Origin of the sequence: Faecalicatena contorta (genome assembly GCF_021531995.1) — a bacterium.
Lineage (GTDB): Bacteria > Bacillota > Clostridia > Lachnospirales > Lachnospiraceae > Dorea_A > Dorea_A contorta_A.
In genome coordinates, this window is the sequence record NZ_JAFBIZ010000184.1 from 1 (window position 1) to 2928 (window position 2928).

Consider the following 2928-nt stretch of genomic DNA (forward strand, 5'->3'; position numbering starts at 1 on the left):
AAAGCAGCATTTTCTGAAAAACTACGGACAATACTGATAATTTTTCCCATGGGATATACCAGACGGAACCAGAGTTTCCGGTATTTCACATCCAGATACAGCTGGTCTTCCTGTCCTTCCTTTTCCAATCTTCTTGCAAGTTCCACAGGATTAAATCCTTCCACCCGGTTGAGTGCTGCAACAGCTTCTGATTTGTCATATAAGATTGATTTCATTCGTTCTGCTCCTTTCGATTTCTGTCCAAAATAAAAGCAGACGAAAACCCTACATAGAGTAATAGTCTGCATTTCTCTGAGATTGTAATATTTCTTAAAATTTTTATACTGCAAGTTTTAACTGTTCCATTTCCTGCGCAGGCTTATTCCGGCTTTGATACTGGTCATAATAGCTGCAGATTCTCTCTGCCAGCACTGTATTTCTCTTACCACTGTCATCGGTATGAATCGCCTGACATACTGCGTTCCAATCCCCGACCAGATAGACTTTGGACTTGGCCCTGGTCACTGCAGTATAGAGAATGTTTCGTTTCAACATAACATAGAATGCCTTCACCCACGGAATAATCACTACCGGACACTCCGATCCCTGCGATTTGTGGACCGTGATCGCATTTGCATGTTCAATCATTTCCATCTGTTCCAGCTCATACTCTATCATCCGGTTCTCCGTAAACTGGATACTGATCCTAAAGCTTCCTTCCTCGTCTTCATCAAAATCCAGAATGGTTCCCATATCTCCGTTGCTGATAAGTGCAGTATTCTTATTTTGTATGATCTTATCCCCAACCCGGAATACGTCTTTTCCAATCACAAGTTCTTTCTTTCCGCTGACTGGTGGATTGATGATATCCTCCAGCGTGCGGTTCAGTTCCACCACACCAGCCGCAGTCCTTACCCGGAAAGGGGTCAGGATCTGCACCTGGTCGAGACCATTTCGGATGACTTCCTCCTGATAGAGTCTCTTTACGGTATCTGCAGTTTCTTCTGTTCCTTTGCAGGGCACAAACACAAAATCATCACCCAGGATCAGGTTGGTTTTTCCCTCCTGCATCATCTTTGCATTCACTGGTATGCTGCTTGTGGCACCCTGGCGATATACAAGGTCAAGCACTGTGACCGGTATCAGTCCACATTGGATAAGCTGACGAAATACATCACCGGCTCCCACTGAAGGAAGCTGGTCCACATCCCCCACGAGAAGGATTCTTGTATTCCCTTTGACTCTCTGGAAAAATTCATAAGCCAGCCGCATATCTACCATGGATGTTTCATCCACATTGACAAACCCTGCCTCCAGATAGGTAAACTCAGCCGTATAATCTTCTCCCAGAAGCCCCAGTGCCATATGCATGGTCGAAGCTTTCTGGTTACCCGTACTTTCTGACATCCGTCTTGCAGCTCTGCCGGTCGGTGCCATTAACTGCACTTCAGACTTACATTTCATGCCGTGAATATAAAGGATTACCTTTAAAACAGTTGTCTTTCCGGTACCCGGACCTCCCGTAATGATACTGATGGGATTCGCGAACACCATCCGCACCGCCTGTTTCTGCTTTTCTGACAGTGAAATTCCAAGGACTTTCTGCGCCTGAACAAGTTCAGTCTCCACATCAAGCGATTCCATAGGATAAAGAATCCGCCTTGCAACCATGGCTGCGGTCTGTTCCTCTGCTTCAAACTGGCGGAAGGTATAGACCTTTTCCCCATCTAATACAATGCTGTTCTGCATGACCAGACGGTAGAGTACATTGCTTACATTCTGAGCAGTCACTGCCTGAAAAGTCAGATCTTTATTCAGCACTTTCAGTACCTGTTCTGTTAGAATCTCCTGTTCCAGATAAAGATGCCCTTCCTTCATAGCCTCACTTAGCACGTAACTGATGCACCCTGAAATACGCATGGGATCATTCAGAGTCTTTCCGAGTGCCCTGCCAATGTTATCCACTGTCAGGAACCCAAATCCCTTGACTGCACATAACATATATGGGCGTTTCCGGATGATATCCACAGATTCATCTTTAAATGTCTGTAGGATCAGATTCACTTTCTTTGGTGTCACTTTGTAAGGAGCCAGAAAGGTCATCAGCTCCCGAAACACCCGATTCTTCCCAAAGGAATCCATAATCCCATGGAGTTTCTTTTCTGAAATTCCCGGAACGGAAAGCAGTTTCTCCGGTGTTTTTTCAATGACTTCCAGCGTATCCAGACCAAATTGATGATAGATGGCTTCCGCCGTCCTCTGTCTGACACCTTTTATCGCACCAGATGCTAGATAGCCAATGATTCCTTCTTTCGTCCGTGGAACAATTTCCATAAAGGATTCCACCTTATACTGCAGGCCATGACTTCCGTTTTCCCAGGCTCCTTCCATTTCCAGTTCAATCTGGTCTGTAAGGGGCAGATTGTATCCTACGGCAGTAAACCCAATCTTCTTTCGGGATGCCAGATACTTATCCCTTGCTGACAATGGCACAGAATTATCCTGTGTACTATAGAGCGCTACAGTAAAACCATTTCCTTCATTCATATAGATCTTATTCACAAATCTGCATCGCATCTTCCACATCCCTCCAGTCTGAATCTGCCAAACATTATGCAGCCTCCTTCTTTATACGAAACGTTCTGCTCTCAGTTGTCTTCGCATATTCTTCATAAATATCAGGATGCTGGATCTTCAGCTTTTCCATCTGCGCTTTTCCGATCTGTGTACGTTTTGTCGGATTATACGTAACCCGGTAACAATTTGTACCATCCTTTAAAATGGCTTTGCATCCGGCTCCTAACTGCTCCACAAAAGGCACACTGATCGCACGCTGCTCCGATTCGATCTCTTTTTTTCTTTTTTCAATTTGGGATTTTTCTTCTGCTAAAGCAAGATATCTTTCAAGATTTTTAGATTCCAGACATGATAATTCGATTTCCGGGAGAC

At 44.6% G+C, this 2928-nt stretch carries 1 protein-coding gene and 2 pseudogenes; all 3 read right to left on the bottom strand.

What is annotated here, in order from left to right; translation table 11 throughout:
* Positions 1–215 (bottom strand): annotated as a pseudogene (locus JQM82_RS14840) (hypothetical protein); the annotation flags it as partial.
* Positions 216–318: 103 nt separating this feature from the next.
* On the bottom strand, positions 319–2556 hold the full coding sequence (locus JQM82_RS14845; RefSeq protein WP_235251177.1) for an ATP-dependent RecD-like DNA helicase: 2238 nt from the start codon (positions 2554–2556) through the stop codon (positions 319–321).
* Positions 2557–2590: 34 nt separating this feature from the next.
* Positions 2591–2928 (bottom strand): annotated as a pseudogene (locus JQM82_RS14850) (endonuclease); the annotation flags it as partial.

Excerpts from the sequence above, each read along its gene's own strand:
- JQM82_RS14845 (WP_235251177.1), bottom strand. The coding sequence starts at position 2,556 with ATGCGATGCAGATTTGTGAATAAGATCTATATGAATGAAGGAAATGGT.